The 14,556-nt window shown below is 64.3% G+C and carries 13 protein-coding genes; 8 read left to right on the top strand and 5 right to left on the bottom strand.

Annotated elements, in window-relative coordinates:
* The 6 genes from BSQ44_RS15710 (at nucleotide 1) to BSQ44_RS15685 (ending at nucleotide 6,385) form a co-directional block, all read left to right on the top strand.
* Nucleotides 1-1,344, top strand: coding sequence for an FAD-binding oxidoreductase (locus BSQ44_RS15710; protein WP_072605820.1), 1,344 nt, complete (start codon nucleotides 1-3; stop codon nucleotides 1,342-1,344).
* A 118-nt stretch (nucleotides 1,345-1,462) separates the two neighbouring features.
* Nucleotides 1,463-1,897: a DMT family transporter gene (locus BSQ44_RS15705; protein WP_072605818.1), complete on the top strand. Its 435-nt coding sequence runs from the start codon at nucleotides 1,463-1,465 to the stop codon at nucleotides 1,895-1,897.
* Entirely contained in the window at nucleotides 1,894-2,904 is a 1,011-nt protein-coding gene (locus BSQ44_RS15700; RefSeq protein WP_072605816.1) for an NAD-dependent epimerase/dehydratase family protein, read from the top strand. The genes BSQ44_RS15705 and BSQ44_RS15700 overlap by 4 nt, the downstream gene beginning before the upstream one ends.
* 14 nt (nucleotides 2,905-2,918) lie before the next feature.
* Nucleotides 2,919-4,391, top strand: coding sequence for an aspartate aminotransferase family protein (locus BSQ44_RS15695; protein ID WP_072605814.1), 1,473 nt, complete (start codon nucleotides 2,919-2,921; stop codon nucleotides 4,389-4,391).
* 27 nt (nucleotides 4,392-4,418) lie between these two features.
* The gene (locus BSQ44_RS15690; protein WP_072605812.1) at nucleotides 4,419-5,618 is read left to right on the top strand and encodes a hypothetical protein; all 1,200 of its coding nucleotides are present in this window, start codon (nucleotides 4,419-4,421) and stop codon (nucleotides 5,616-5,618) included.
* Entirely contained in the window at nucleotides 5,615-6,385 is a 771-nt protein-coding gene (locus BSQ44_RS15685) for an FkbM family methyltransferase (protein WP_072605810.1), read from the top strand. Before BSQ44_RS15690 ends, BSQ44_RS15685 begins: the two co-directional genes overlap by 4 nt.
* Nucleotides 6,386-6,556: 171 nt before the next feature.
* On the opposite strand, the gene BSQ44_RS15680 is transcribed toward BSQ44_RS15685, so the two are convergent.
* The 4 genes from BSQ44_RS15680 to BSQ44_RS15665 all read right to left on the bottom strand — a co-directional run bounded on the left by BSQ44_RS15680 (nucleotide 6,557) and on the right by BSQ44_RS15665 (nucleotide 9,980).
* Nucleotides 6,557-7,591 carry a toll/interleukin-1 receptor domain-containing protein gene (locus BSQ44_RS15680; RefSeq protein WP_072605808.1) on the bottom strand — a complete coding sequence of 345 codons (1,035 nt, stop codon included), beginning with the start codon at nucleotides 7,589-7,591 and terminating at the stop codon, nucleotides 6,557-6,559.
* 108 nt (nucleotides 7,592-7,699) lie between these two features.
* On the bottom strand, nucleotides 7,700-7,885 hold the full coding sequence (locus BSQ44_RS15675) for a hypothetical protein (RefSeq protein ID WP_072605806.1): 186 nt from the start codon (nucleotides 7,883-7,885) through the stop codon (nucleotides 7,700-7,702).
* Between the two features lie 2 nt (nucleotides 7,886-7,887).
* Nucleotides 7,888-8,787, bottom strand: coding sequence for a PIG-L family deacetylase (locus BSQ44_RS15670; RefSeq protein WP_235633246.1), 900 nt, complete (start codon nucleotides 8,785-8,787; stop codon nucleotides 7,888-7,890).
* Between the two features lie 20 nt (nucleotides 8,788-8,807).
* Complete coding sequence (locus BSQ44_RS15665; RefSeq protein WP_072605804.1) at nucleotides 8,808-9,980, bottom strand: GNAT family N-acetyltransferase; 1,173 nt, start codon at nucleotides 9,978-9,980, stop codon at nucleotides 8,808-8,810.
* Nucleotides 9,981-10,203: 223 nt separating this feature from the next.
* On the opposite strand from BSQ44_RS15665, the gene BSQ44_RS15660 reads away from it, so the two are divergent.
* A complete protein-coding gene (locus BSQ44_RS15660) occupies nucleotides 10,204-12,765 on the top strand; it encodes a GcvT family protein (protein ID WP_072605802.1) in 2,562 nt (853 codons plus the stop codon).
* 10 nt (nucleotides 12,766-12,775) lie between these two features.
* Here BSQ44_RS15660 and BSQ44_RS15655 read toward each other — a convergent pair whose 3' ends face one another.
* Nucleotides 12,776-13,399, bottom strand: a complete 624-nt coding sequence (locus BSQ44_RS15655; RefSeq protein ID WP_072605800.1) for a LysE family translocator — start codon at nucleotides 13,397-13,399, stop codon at nucleotides 12,776-12,778.
* A gap of 281 nt (nucleotides 13,400-13,680) precedes the next feature.
* Here BSQ44_RS15655 and BSQ44_RS15650 point away from each other — a divergent pair, with 281 nt between their 5' ends.
* Nucleotides 13,681-14,547, top strand: coding sequence for a DUF1194 domain-containing protein (locus BSQ44_RS15650; protein WP_072605798.1), 867 nt, complete (start codon nucleotides 13,681-13,683; stop codon nucleotides 14,545-14,547).
* The last annotated feature ends 9 nt before the right edge of the window (nucleotides 14,548-14,556 follow it).

Raw genomic sequence — 14,556 nt, 5'->3', positions numbered from 1 at the left:
ATGGCGGCGCTGGAGAGTTTCGGACGGCTCTTTCCCGCCGCGGACGGCGCGCTGGGCGCGGCCGACGCCATGGCGCTGCTCAAGGACGGCGGCGCGCGGGGCGGTACTCTACTCCCCTACGGCAACGGCCGCAGCTACGGCGACACCTGCCTCAACGCTCCGGGGCGGCTGATCGACATGCGCGGCCACGACCGCATCCTGGAGTTCGACGAGGAGACGGGGACGCTGACGGCCGAAGCCGGCGCGATGCTGGGCGACATCATCGCCTTCGCGGCGCCGCGCGGCTGGTTTCCGGCCGTGGTGCCCGGCACGCAATTCGTCACGCTGGGCGGCGCGATCGCCAACGATGTCCACGGCAAGAACCATCACCGCAAGGGCACGTTCGGCTGCCATGTCGCGTCGTTCGAGCTCTTGCGATCGGACGGCCGGACCTATCGCTGCGGCCCGGCGGAGAACTCCGATCTCTTCGCGGCGACGATCGGCGGCATGGGGCTGACCGGGCTGATCCTGTCGGCTTCGATCAAGCTGATGCGGGTCGGCGCGCCAGACGTGGTGCAGGAGGCGAGACCGTTCGGCAGCCTGCGGGAATATTTCGCGCTGGCCGAGCAGGCGGACGCCGAAAACGAATATGCCGTGGCCTGGATCGACCAGCTCGCGTCGCGTTCGGAGGCGGGCCGGGGGCTGCTGCTGACGGGCAACCACGCAACTGACAACAATGCCGGATACCCGGCGCGCGGCGGGAAACTCGCCGTGCCGTTTCAGCCACCGGTCAACGTGCTCAACCGCGCCTTCCTGACGGTGTTCAACGCCGCCTACCGCCTCAACGCCGTGCGCCGGAAAGGCCGGCACCGGGTTTCGGCCAGTGGCTTCTTTTTCCCGCTCGACGGGGTGCGGCACTGGAACCGGCTCTACGGACCGAACGGGCTCTACCAGCACCAAAGCGTCGTGCCGTTCGACGCGGCGGCGGACGTGGTGCCGGCGCTGCTCGCGGCGGCGCGGGAGAAGGGGCAGGGGTCCTTCCTCACCGTGCTGAAGCGCTTCGGCGAGGTCGCGTCGCCGGGCATGATGTCGTTTCCGCGGCCGGGCTACACGCTGACGCTGGATTTTCCGAACCGCGGCGCCTCGACGCTGGAGCTTCTGGCCGAACTCGATCGGCTGACGGTCTCGGCCGGCGGCGCGGTGAACCCCTACAAGGACGGCCGGATGCCGCCGGAGGTCTTCGCGGCATCGTTCCCGCGATGGCACCGTTTCGAGCGGCTTCGCGACCCGGTCTTCATGTCCGACTTCTGGCGTCGCACCGTCATGCGGCTGGGCGACGAATTGCCGGCGATGGCCGCCGAATGAACCGCAGGATCAAAGCCTTCGGGTGACGAAGTGCGGCGATCGATAAAATTGTCAGGATCGGTTTCACCGATAATTCCGACGCCTGCCGTAAGGGAATAGGCGAGGGACAGGGGACAAGATGAAGTACATCGTTTTCATACTCTTCACCGTGATGACCAACGCGGCGGCGCAGCTCATGCTGAAGTACGGCATGATGAACATGGGGCCGCTTTCGTTCGCCGGCGTCAACCCAATCGTGAAGATCCTGCAGATCGTGTTCAGCCCGTGGATCTTCTTCGGCCTGTGCGTCTTCGTGATCTCGATGGCCTCGCACCTCTACGTGCTGTCCAAGGTCGATCTCTCCTTCGCCTATCCTTTCCTCAGCCTCGCCTACGTGGCGGTCGCGGTGTTCGCCTATTTCGTCTTCCGCGAGGACCTCAATGCGTGGCGCATCGCCGGCATCGGCTTCATCTGCATCGGCACCATCCTGATCGCCCAGAGCGGTCGCGAGGACCATGCGGCTGGCACGGAGCTTGCAGCAAATTCCATGACAACGAACGGAATGTCCCGATGAGACACATCATTTTCGGCGGCGACGGGTTCGTCGGCCGCCACCTCGCTCCCAAACTGCTCGCCGACGGCGAGGAGGTCATCGTCGCCGACATCGTGCGCAGCGACCTGGCACACTACGGCAGGGTACAATTCGTCCATTGCGACGTCACCAAGCGGACGTCGGTCGAGGCGGTCGGGATCAAGGCCGACGACATGGTCTACAATCTGTCGGCCAAGATGCTCTCGCCGATCCAGGTGCGGGCTATGCGGCACGACTTCTTCTGGCCGGTCAACGTGCACGGGACGGAGAACATCGTCGAGGCGATGGAGCGCGCCGGCGCGCCGAACCTGGTGCATTTCACCACCGACATGATCTACGGCCACACGGTCCACTATCCGATGACCGAGGACCATCCGGTCGCGCCGCTCGGCGAATACGGTCTTTCCAAGCTGCGGACCGAGGAACTGACGGCCGAATGGCGCATGCGCGGCATGAACATCTCCTTGTTCCGCCCGCGCCTCATCATCGGCCCGGGACGCCTCGGCATCCTGGAGAAGCTGTTCAAGCTGATCGACCACAATTTGCCGGTGCCGATGATCGGCTCGGGCCGCAATCCCTACCAGTTCATCTCGGTGTTCGACTGCGCCGAGGCGGCCCGGCTGGCCTGGAAGGCCGGCGTGCCGAACGAGGCCTACAATCTGGGCTCGCTGAACCCGCCGCCGGTGAAGAAGCTGCTCGGCGACCTGATCCGTCACGCCGGCTCGCGCTCTCTCCTGATCCCGACGCCGGGATGGGCGGTGAAGCGCACGCTCGACCTGCTCGACCTGATGAACATGCCGATCATGGATCCCGAACAGTACCTGATCGCCGACGAGGACTGCCTGCTCGACGTCTCCAAGGGACAGCGCGACCTCGGCTGGGTGCCGCAGTACCGCGACGAGGACATGCTGATCGCCGCCTACAACGAATATCGCGCCAAGATCGGCAAGCCGCTGGCGCGCCCGGTCGTCCACGCGCCCGCGGAATGAGAGGACAAGCGAACATGAACATGATGGCCAAACCCGAGACGAAGGATGCCCGCGCGGTGATCCACGCGCCGGAACTCGCGCCGACGAAGACGCCGAAGCCGGTGCTGCTTGGCGTCGAGGACGCCAAGTCGCTCGACGTGGCGCGCATGACCGACCTCTTCAAGGCGCACCTCAACCCCGGCCAGCTGCATTTCATGAAGCTGCTCGGCTTCCACAAGGTGAAGATCGAGCGTGCCGAGGGCATGTACTACATCGACCAGAACGGCCGGAAGATCCTCGACTTCTTCGGCGGCTTCGGTTCGCTGGCCTTCGGTCACAACCATCCGCGCATCCTCGAGGCGCGCCGCAAGTTCCAGGAGGAGAAGCGGCACGAGATCGCCATCGCCTTCATGTCGCAATACGCGGCCGCACTCGCGCACAACATCGCCGCCTGCTCGCCGGGCGACCTCGACATGGTGTTCCTCGGCTCCTCGGGTTCCGAAGCCATGGAAGCGGCGATCAAGGTGGCAGAGCGCGCCGCCGGGCCGAAGCGCCCGAAGGTGGTCTACGCGGAGAACTCGTTCCACGGGAAGACGAAGGGCGTGCTGTCGATCACCGACGGGCAGCTCTATCGCGGCGAGTTCAAGCTCGTCGACAACACGGTGCGGGTGCCCTTCGGCGACATCGAGGCGATCGAGCGGGCCTTCCGCTCCGATCCGGAGATCGGCGTCATCGTGCTGGAGACGGTGCAGGGCGGCGGCGGCATCATCCAGGCGCCGGCCGAGTTCTGGCAGAAGCTGCGCACGCTGTGCGACCAGTATGGCGTCCTGTGGGTCGCCGACGAGGTGCAGTGCGGGCTCGGCCGCACCGGACGCTTCTACGCCTTCGAACATTACGGGGTGGTGCCGGACGTCACGGCGCTCGCGAAGTCGCTCGGCGGCGGCAAGACCGCAATGGGCGCCATGATCGCGCGCCGCGAGGTCTACATGAAGGCCTACGGCACGCCGAAGTCGGCGATGATCCACGCGCCGGCGACCTTCGGCGGCATCGGCGAGGCGTGCATCACCTCCATCGAGGCGCTGAACGTGCTCTACGACGAGGGGCTGATCGACAACGCGGCCGACACCGGCGACTACCTGCTGGAGAGGCTGGAGGGCCTGCGCCGGAAGTTCCCCAAGATCATCAAGGAAGTGCGCGGCAAGGGCTTCATGGTGGGCCTCGAGTTCCAGGACTTCTCCCAGACGCTGCCGATGATGCTGCGCCCGGTGGTGAGCGTGCTCGACGACAAGCTGAAGGGGTCGCTTTCCGGCTTCATCGGCGCGCTTCTGCTGCGCGACTACAACGTGCTGGTCGCCTTCACCGAATACAATCGCAACGTCATCCGCCTCGAGCCGCCGCTGATCTGCCGGCGCGAGCATGTCGACACCTTCGTCGACGCGCTGGACAGCCTGCTGTCGCGCGGGATCGTCGCGATCGTGAAGGATTTCGTGAAAAGCCAGGTTTCCTGAGCGGATAACGGGGAACGGAGAGCGTCAATGAGCGCAGCGGAACGGACGACGGCCATCGACTGGGCCTTGAGCACGCAGGTGGCCGACAGGGCGGTCGAGGCGGCATCGAACAAGACGCTGATCGAGCGGCTGGGCGCAGTCTTTCTCGTCGCGACGGTCGTGCTGATCGCGGTCTATTCCTGGGTGCGCCCGGACTACAACTGGGACATGCTGGCCTATATCGGCTCGGCGCTCGAGAACCGCTACGAAGATCCCGTCGACCTGCACAGGGAGACCTGGGCCGAGATCAGCAAGGGCGCCCGCGAAGGGCAGCTCTACAATCTCCAGTACGGCAATCCCTACAACGTGCACCAGTGGGAGAACCCGGCCGACTTCGAATCGCAGCTTTCGATGTTCCGGGTGAAGATCGCCTATGTCCAGGCGCTGCGCCTGCTCGAGCCGGTCTTCGGGCTCACACATGCGTCGGTCCTGCTCAACGTGCTGCCGCTGCTCGGCATCGGTTTGCTGGCCCTCTTCTGGCTTCGCGAGGAAAAGGCGCTCCAGGCCTCGTTCCTGCTCATCCCGGCTCTCATGCTCGCCGACCTGACGCACATGACGACGGCCGTCACGCCGGACATGCTGCTGGCAGTCCTGTCGCTCGTGGCGGTCTACTGGCTGATGAAAGGCAAGGACATCGCGGCGTGCGTGCTCCTGTTCGCCTCCGTGCTGGTGCGGCCCGACAACATCATCTTCGTTTTCGCGCTTCTCCTGACGGCGCTGGTCTTCGGCTGGCGCAAGCTGCCGATCGCGGTCACGTTCGCGGTGTCCTTCGTTTCCTGCGTGGCGATCGAGAAATTGTCCGGGCATCCGGGATGGTGGCCGCACTTCTACTTCTCATGCGTCCAGATCCAGCATTCGATGATCAACTTCTCGCCCGACTTCTCGCTGTTCGCCATGGCGCACGGCTATGTGCGGGGCCTGATGGTAGCGTTCATCGACAATGACTGGCCCGGGCTCTACGTGGTCCTCATCGCCGCCTGGGCGCTGCTCCAGCGCGCCGGCAAGATGGGCGACGGCCGCGCCAACGCGCTGATGTTCGCCTTCGCCATCGGGACGCTCGGCAAGTTCGCCAGCTTCCCGCTGCCGGACGACCGGTTCTATTTCGTGTTCATCGCCGGAATGCTGTTCATTGTGCTGACACGATGGAAGCCGCGTTTCGACACAGCAACGGGAAGGCTTTCCGCATGAACGACGCCATCCGCAATTCCCTCCGGCATACGGCGCGCCTGGCGGCGTCGCTCGGCCTGCCGGCCTCCATCCTGCGCCGGGGACCCTCGCTGCAGGGCACCAAGTTCCTCGCGCACGCCGCCTTCAAGGCGCGCTTCGGCAAGGGCCGTCCCTTCCAGATGGTCAATGTCGGCGCCTGCGACGGGGAACTCTACGACGACGTGACGCCCTGGCTGAAGCGCATCCCCGGATCGCGCGCGGTGCTGGTGGAGCCGATCCCCTACAATCAATCGCGGCTGCGCAAGAACTATCCCGACAAAGACCGCTTCGTCATCGAGCCGGTCGCGGTGACGCGGGCGAAGGGGACGATCTCGGTCAAGACTTTCGATTCCGCCGCGCTGGAATCGGGCAAGCTGCCGATGGAATTCATCGGCTGCTCCACCACGACGGACACGAACCTGATGTCTGGCGTCGGCGCCTGGGGCGAACTGGACACGCATTTCCAGGCCTACACGCCCTATCTCAAGGACATCGAAGTGGCGTCCGACACGCTGCAGGACGTGCTCGACCGCAACGGCATCGACTACATCGACGCCTTCCTCGTCGATTGCGAGGGGGCGGACTGGATCGTGTTCGACCAGCTCGATCTCGACCGCTACCGCCCCGGCATGATCAAGGTGGAACTGGGATCGCTGCGGCCCGAAGATGTCGGGCGGGTGCTCGTCAAGCTGACGACGGCGGGATACCAGATCGGCATCTATTCCGAGGACGTCTGGGCCTTCGCCTGAGTCGCTGCCTGGTGGTGCGGATCGGACGCCTGGTACCCGAGGGGGACGGCAGGAGGCGACCTTATCGCGTTCGAAACCGTAGCGCTTCTGTTTTACCGAAGCGGCCGTGTCAGGCCAGAAGATTAAGACCCGATCGAACTGGGTTTATGAGCCCCTGATTAGAAGGCAAGCCTACAGTCTCAGCTGTTGTTCCCAGAACCGGATGTCGTCGGCTTTATTGCGCTTGCCTTGGCGCTTTAGTTCTGATGCCATGTCCTCGTATTCGTCGAAAACGGCCTGCACCTTTTCCATCGCTTTCGAAAGGGCCTTCATCTCGTCCGAAAGATGGTTCCAAGTCTTGGAGTCGGGATCAAAAACGTCAATCTCGATAGCTCGTCCGATATATTCGTCATTGAGATCAGGATGGGATGGCTTCCCGAGAAGTTCCAAGATCATGTGCCGCAAGACTTGTCCGCCACCCACTTCGGACGCTAGGCCAGAAATTTCGCTAATAGCGCTATCCAATTCAGTTTCCCAATCTGTATCCTCGAACGCTTTACTGACTTCTGCGACCTGCGTTGCGTCCTTGGTATTTTTGAGCGCCTCTATATGAGCCTTAGCCACTTCTAGCTCTTGCTCACTAGCCTCCCACGCTTCCCGCGATGTCTTGAGGTCGGCGAGTGCCTTATCGTGGGTAGAAGCATCAACGCGCTTGGCTTTTCCTAAACTATCCTCCAGTTCAGGCCACGCCTTGCTGAAATCACGCATCGCTCGCGCTCGCACACCGGCCTTTGGAGCCGGCAGTGACAACGCCTCACCGATATCTTCTAAGAGTTGCGAAAGAGCTTCTGCTTGATCAATCCTCACTCCAACCACTCCTAGAAGAGTGGCCTGCATGACCTCAAACGTGTTCGGTGGAACGACGATAGGGAAGCGGTGAGTATTCAAAACCCAAGATGCACCCAACTCGGCAAGACAAAAAGGGCTTTCCATATAAGCCGGCGATATTAGTGCAACGATCGCCTTGGCCTCAACAGCCTTGTCTTTGATTGCGTCGACAAAATTCGTTCCCTTCGTTGCACCCTGACCCTCTAGGCTGGAGCAGAAGATACTCTCGGAGGTTATGTTCAGCGCTTTGGCAAGTAATGTTTCGAAAGCTTCAACCAGTCGAATATCGGCAACTGAGTGACTTAGGAAAATCAGCGGTGAAGAACGTTTTTTTGGCACTGCATACCCGCGATATTGAAGGGACGTAATTCTCTACCGGATCCAAACGGAAAGGGGAACGCGATCATGAACTCCACGTAGAAGTATAATGCGGGTGGTTATTTTGGGTCAACGTTTGTCCCACTTAGCAAGCAGTTGAAGATCCGCTTTCGCAAACAGCTCTCCGAAAGTCGCCATTCTGCTCCCCAGCCCATTGCGGACTTCCAAGTCGGTACCAAGCGTCAGATATGCACCACTCGAATCCTCGAACGAGCGCTGCGGTTTTCCAGCCGCGCGCTTTTCGTCGTCCCGCATCCTCAGTCCGCGATGGTGGCCGCGAGAGCGACCGAGGCGGCGGTGGCGGTCATCGCGAGGGGCAGCCATCCCTTGCGCTGCGGGAAATCGCCGATCGAGAAGAAGTTCAGCGGGAAGAGGTGGCGGTGCGGCTCGTCCCGGGAGTGTTCGCGCGGGGCTTCCATGAAGCATTCGTCGTCGAACCAGACCCAGTCGTCGGCCCAGGTCCAGCAGCCGTGCTTCTTGTAGACGGAGGCGACCTGTTCGGCGAAGGCCTTGTTGCAGGGCAGGCGGACGTAGTCGGCCGGCTCGGAGCGGAAATAGCGCTGCGCCAGCGGCATCGCCCGGTCAGTGCAGTAGTTGGAAATCCAGAGGCGGAAGCCGATCTCGTCGCGCAGCTTTTCGAGCGCGCGGAAGACCTGGATGTGTTCCTCGTGACCGTACTCGCCCCATGGATTGTGGGTGAAGACGTTCATGTCGGCACGGAGTTTCGGCCGCAGGGCGTCGCAGATGGCGTCGAAGTTCCGGCGATAGGCCGACAGGACGCTCTCGCCCGCGATCCTGTTTCGATCATAGGCGGCGACCATCGAGAGCGACTTCTTGGCCAGACGCATGATCGCGCGCCGGTTGGCTTCGACGCCGAGGGCCATGCCGTAGTTCGTCAACTGCGGCGATGCCCAGTTGGCGCAGCCGGCGGCGCCCGATTCGTCGATCTTCAGGCACTCGACGTTGTCGCGCGGATATTCGGCGAAGGAGGCGGCGCGGGCGGACCCGAGGTCCGGATGGGCCCAGAAGTCGCAATAGACGACGATCACCTGGTCGACATCGGCGGCGATCGAGTTGAACCAGAGGATTTCGTCGTCGGCATGCGCCGCCACGATCATCGAGTTCTCCAGAAAAGGCATCTTGCTGACGTCAGCCATGTGTCCCCCCGACAGCTGCATTATTTTCCGCCCGCCGCTCCGTCCTCGGAATCGCGTGCGCGCTTGCGCCGCTCCCGCGCTTCGAAGGCGGTTCGGGCGAGGCGACCGAGCCAGGTCGGCGTCTCGAAGAGGCCGAACATCGGCGTTGCCTCGGTGCCGAAATCCGCCTTGAAGGGCTCGTCGCCGATGGTGAAGTCGAACACGCGGTCGCCGCGATCGATCAAGTCGCCGATGATGCGGTCGTAGAGCACCAGCCCCGGCGAGCAGCGCGAGTACGTCTGGTAGTCGCAGCCGATCAGCAGGTAGTGGTAGACCCCACGCCAGCAGAGGCCGAAGACGTAGCCCGCGGGCGCGTCGTCGATGTCGAGCCGGTAGAGGCCGGCGAAGCCTTCGTTTGCGCCGGCAAGCGCGGCTTCGGCATAGAAGTCGCGGACGAGATCTTCCTGGATCGGATCGCCATCGAAGCGGCCGGCACGAAGGGACTGGATCGCGGCGAGAGCAGCGCGGATGTCGCTTTCGGTTTGCAGCCTGTGCAGCGTCGCGCCGCCCTGCTTGGCGATCTGCTTTTCGGCGCGCGAAAGGCGTCCCCGCAGGGATTTCACCGCCTTTTCGGCGCGCCAGCGGGCGTGATCGTCGCCGAGTTCGGTCGCGTGCGCGGAGAAGCCGAGGAATTCCGGCTTGCCACCCAGGAGCGCCTGCCAGACATCGGCGTGTTCACTGCGGATCGGGCGGATGCGCATGATGTCGTGGGGCGGAAGAATGGAAGCGATTCGTTCGCGAAGCCCGGGCGTTGCGAGGAGTTCCGCCGCGACGTCGCGATGCAGGACCGGGCAGGCATAGTCGGAGACGCCGAGATCGGTGGTTTCCAGCAGCCGTACGCCCGTCTTCGTGCGCAGGATGAGCGGCACCAGGCCGACGAGGCGGTCGGCGGCGTCGCGGATGGTGACCACCGCCATCCGCGCCCGGCGGGCGGGCGCGAGCGATGTATAGATGTGATGGAGCCAGACCGGATGCTGGAAGGCGGTGGCATCCGATGCGGCAAAGAGCTCGGCATACTCCGGCTGGAGGAAATCGTACTCCGAGCGAAGGTCAACGCGCCAAGCGGACGGGACGGATGCTGCCGATAGACTGTCACTCCCGGGACGATCGTGCGGGTGGGACGCTTTCGATTGGGCGGCGGCCATGTAATTCATGTCTTGCTCATAACATGATCGGCCGCAGAATCGGTTAAGGCGTGATCTTAACTTGATGTTAAGATTAACGCCCATCGCCCCCGCCGCCCGACTTCCTCGATCCGTCGCTCCGGTATGAGCGTCGGGGGTCGCGGGGCTCGTCGACGATGTCGCAAACAGGCTGCAACACCGACGCCGAGCCGCCCTATAGTCCGCGCCCGAAAGACATCGGGAGTGGCGGACAATGGCAGGATTTCCGGCAAGGGCGAAGGTCGTCATCATCGGGCTGGGCGGGATCGTGGGCGCGTCGGTGGCACACCATCTGATCGAGCGCGGCTGGGACGACATCGTGGGCATCGACAAGTCATCGATCCCGACCGACATCGGCTCGACGGCGCATGCGTCCGACTTCTGCTACACGACGAGCCACGATTTCCTGTCGTGCTGGACGACGCTCTACTCGATCGATTTCTACGAGAAGATGGGCCACTACGCCCGCGTCGGCGGGCTGGAGGTGGCGCGTGTCGGCGACGATGCGCGCATGGACGAGATCAAGCGCAAGGTCGCCTCCGCCAAGGCTTTCGGCACGCGCGCCCGACTGATCGGGCCGGCGGAGATCAAGGAAAAATTCCCGCTCATCGAGCAATCCATGGTGCAGGGGGGCCTGTGGGACCCCGATGCCGGCCTCGTCATCCCGCGCTCGCAGACGGTGGCGGGCAAGCTCGTGGACCAGGCCGAGGCTTCGGGTAAGCTGAGGGCCTTCGCCAACACGCCGGCGAAGTCGCTGGTCATCGAGAACGGCCGGATCAAGGGCGTCGTCACCGACCGGGGCACGATCGAGGCCGACCACGTCGTGGTCTGCGCGGGCATCTGGGGACGGCTGATCGCGGAAATGGCGGGCGAGGACCTGCCGGTGATGCCGATCGACCACCCGCTGACCTTCTTCGGGCCCTATACGGAGTTCGCGGGCACCGGCAAGGAGATCGGCTGGCCGCTGCTGCGCGACCAGGGCAACTCGGCCTACATGCGCGACACCGGCGACCCGAAGACCGCCGAGGGAGGGCAGATCGAGTGGGGCTACTACGAGGAGACCAATCCGCGGCTCTGCCACCCGCGCGACATTCTGGAGAAGCACGAGTCCCGCCTGTCGCCGTCGCAGCGCGACCTCGACATGGAGCAGATCATGGAGCCGCTGGAGCGGGCCATGGAACTGACGCCGATCCTGGGCGAACTCGGCTACAACGAGAGCCATTCCTTCAACGGACTGCTGCAGGTGACGACCGACGGCGGACCGTCGGCGGGCGAGAGCCAGAAGGCGAGGGGGTTGTGGTACGCGGTTGCCGTCTGGGTCAAGGACGGTCCGGCGGTGGGCAAGCTGATCGCCGACTGGATGACGGACGGCCGCACCGAGATCGACCACCACCAGATCGACTATGCGCGCTTCTATCCGCACCAGATGAAGGAGCAGTTCATCTGGGACCGCTGCACCGAGACGGCGATGAAGGTCTACAATCCCGCCGTCCACCCGCGCGAACCCTTCTCCAAGGGGCGCGACGTGCGCCGCTCGCCCTTCTGGGAGCGCGAGAAGGAACTCGGCGGGCATTTCATGGAACTCGGCGGATGGGAGCGGGCGCACGGCTACGCCGCCAACGAGCACCTGCTCGAGAAATATGGCAACCGCGTTCCGGTGCGCGAGAACGAGTGGGACAACCGACACTTCTGGCGCGTTTCCAATGCCGAGCATCTGGAGATGACCGAGAACGTCGGCATCGTGAACCTGTCGCACTTCGCGATGTACGACGTGGAAGGTCCGGACCACGTGGCGCTGATGGAGTGGCTTTGCGCGGCCAGGATCGGCGGTGACGCCAACATCGGCAAGGGCATCTACACCCACTTCCTCGACGACGAGGGCATGGTGCGCGCCGACCTGACGGTGATCCGCATGGCCGATCGCTGCCGCGTGGTCGACGGCGCGGACGCGGGTCCGCGCGACTTCCACTACATGCGCCGCGTCGCAGAGGACAAAGGCTTCGATGTCACGATCACCGACGTTAGCGAGAAGTATGTGACGATCGGAATTTGGGGTCCGAACGCGCGGGCTACGCTGCAACAGGTCGTGGAAGAGCCCGAGGCGCTGTCGCAGGAGAATTTCCCCTTCGCCGCGATCAAGCCGATCCGCATCGCCGGGAAGGACGTGACCGCTTTCCGCATCTCCTATGTCGGCGAACAGGGCTGGGAGTTGCACATGGCCTACGAGGACGGGCTGGCGGTGTGGGACGCGCTGCGCTCGACCGGCGTAATGGCCTTCGGCGTCGAGACCTATGCCAACTCGCGGCGCATGGAAAAGAGCCTGCGCCTGCAGAACGCCGACCTTCTGACCGAGTACAACCTTCTGGAAGCCGACCTGGCGCGCCCGAAGGTGAAGGAGGCGGATTTCCGCGGCAAGGCGAAGCACCTGGAATACCGCGCCCGCGAGCATCAGCCGGCGATGCTGTGCACGCTTGTGATGACCGAGAACCGCGATTCGAAGGGCGTGGCGCGCTATCCGGTCGGCGTCATGCCGGTGCTGGACCCGGAAACGGGCGAGACGCTGGTCGACGAACTCGGCCGCCGTTCCTTCACGACCTCGGTCGCCTACGGGCCGACACTCGGCAAGAACATCGCGCTCGCCTACCTGCCCTGGGCCTGGTGCCAGGAAGGGCGCAAGCTGGAGGTCGAGTATTTTGGCGAGACCTATCCGGTGGAAGTGGCCGCCGTGGGGTACAAGCCGCTCTACGATCCGGAGAACCTGAAGCCGCGCAGCTGATCGCGACTTCTTAGCGAGACGTCGCGAGCGTGTAGCTGGCGACGGCGAAGAAGCCGCCGAGCGCGGCTTCGACCCAGCGGCGGAAGCGGAAATAGATGCGGCGCACCGGTCCGGACGACAGGAGCAGCGCATATCCGCCGTGGCCGATGAAGGAATTGACGAAGGCGCCCGCGATGAACAGCGCGATGGCGGGCGCCGGCGCGTTGCCCACGCCGCCGACGCTGGCGATGGCCAGCCAGAAAAGAATCGCCTTCGGATTGGTGATCTGCAGCGTGAAGCCGGTGAGGCCGGCCCGCCATGCGCTGAGCGACGGGACCTGTTTCAGGTGCAGTTCGGGCACTTTGACGGCATTGCGGAAGGCCTTGTACGCGAGCCACAGCAGATAGGCGGCGCCGATGAAGCGGATCGCCGTCATGAAGGCGGCGACTTCGGCGAAGATCGCCGTGATGCCGAGGACCGTCGCAGTGGCGAGGACGATCGAGCCGCAGGCCACGCCGAATGCCGTCACCAATGCCGGCAGCCGCCCTCTGCCGGTGGCGACGCCGAGGATCAGCATCACGCTCGGGCCGGGCGCGACGATGCCCATGGTCTGGATCGACCAGGCGAGCAGAAGCTGGGGAAGATAGTCGTTCATGGCGGGCACCGGCTGAGTGGCGAGAAGGAGCCGGATCGGTCGTCCGGTGCGCGCTGACTAGCGCGATCGCGGCGCGGCGGACATGCGAAACTTGTCACCGGGGCAAGAGCTGCTGACAGCATTGTGTCGGTGGTGAGCAAGCGGCGGGCGGGCGGAGCAGCCGCCGAATTGATCGTCTGCCTGCGATCGCGGCAGCGGGCCGGTGTCCGGCGTTCCCGCGCCGGCCACGTTCGCGCGAATGTGAACGCGCATGAGCCGGCCGCGCCGGGGGTGCGCTTTCAATGGCGGGCTTTTTCCTTATCATCGTGCCCATGAGCCGTTGCGTCTCCAGGATTGCGGGAGCGGCCGTCGGTGCGCTCGCCCTGATATCGTCCCTGCCGCTTCGTGCTTCGGACCGGGTGGCGGAGAATTCCCTCGATCCCGTCGACGTCGAACTCGTCCTGGCGGTCGACACCTCCAGTTCCATGACGAAGGAAGAACTTGCGCTGCAGCGGCATGGCTACGCGGCGGCGCTGAGGTCGCGCGAGGTGATCCAGGCGATCGCCGACGGGCCGCACGGGCGGATCGCGCTCACCTATTTCGAATGGGGCGCGTCGGGTTCGCGGCGGATGGTGGTTCCCTGGACCGCGATCGGCAGCGCCGCCGATGCCCGGCGCGTGGCTGACCAGCTCCAGGCGGCGAAGGTGGCGAACCTCTTCCAGACATCCATCTCCGGTGCCATCCGCCATTCCATGCGGGTGCTGAAGGACAACGAGTTCAGCGGCACGCGGCGTGTGATCGACATATCGGGCGATGGGCCGAACAACGAGGGCGGACTGGTGACGCTGTCGCGCGACGCGGCGGTGGACGAGGGGGTGACCATCAACGGGCTGCCCCTGATGCTCGATCCGCGCGCCTTCGCGGGCGGCACCGCCGGCACACTCGACCATTATTACGCCGACTGCGTGATCGGCGGCCCGCGCGCCTTCATCCTTCCGGTCAGCGACTGGGACCAGTTTCCGGCGGCCGTGCGCCTCAAGCTCGTGATCGAGCTTTCGGGCGGCGAGACGTTGTTCCGGAAGGCCTCCGGCACGGCTGCGCAGTTCGTGGCGGGGCGGTCGGATTGCACGATCGGCGAGAAGATCTGGAGCGGCATGGAGCGAGGCTGATGACGGAAG

Source organism: Aquibium oceanicum (assembly GCF_001889605.1).
In the GTDB taxonomy this organism is placed as follows: Bacteria; Pseudomonadota; Alphaproteobacteria; order Rhizobiales; family Rhizobiaceae; genus Aquibium; species Aquibium oceanicum.
The sequence above is the reverse complement of the archived record's forward strand: the minus strand, read 5'-3'. Positions and strand labels throughout refer to the sequence as shown.